Origin of the sequence: Cupriavidus sp. SIMBA_020 (assembly GCF_046535395.1) — a bacterium.
GTDB lineage: Bacteria > Pseudomonadota > Gammaproteobacteria > Burkholderiales > Burkholderiaceae > Cupriavidus > Cupriavidus campinensis.
The window spans coordinates 1-309 of record NZ_JAWRWU010000289.1 but is presented as its reverse complement, the minus strand read 5'-3'; the positions used below and the strand labels follow the sequence as shown (position 1 = coordinate 309).

Sequence of the window (309 nt, the reverse complement as noted above, 5' to 3'; positions counted from 1 at the left end):
CGGACGCGGCGCCTGGCTTCGGTGTGCACCGGCGCCTTCCTGCTGGCCCATTGGGGCATGCTGGCCGGCCGGCGCGTGGCAACGCATTGGGCTTCGGCACCATTGCTGGCGCGCCACTTCGATGGCTTGCAGGTGGAGCCAGAGGCGCTCTATGTTCAGGACGACCGATTCTGGACCTCGGGCGGCGTCACTGCCGGCATCGACATGTGCCTGGCCATGGTCGAACAGGACGCGGGCCGCTGGCTGGCGGCGCGAGTGGCAAGGCAGCTGAACCTGGCGCTGCGGCGCAGCGGCAACCAGGCGCAATAC

Annotated in this window: 1 protein-coding gene; it reads left to right on the top strand. The window is 69.6% G+C overall.

Annotated features, from left to right (window positions below):
• A partial coding sequence (locus SB751_RS29250) for a DJ-1/PfpI family protein (protein ID WP_410748936.1) occupies positions 1 to 309 on the top strand: 309 nt, incomplete at both ends.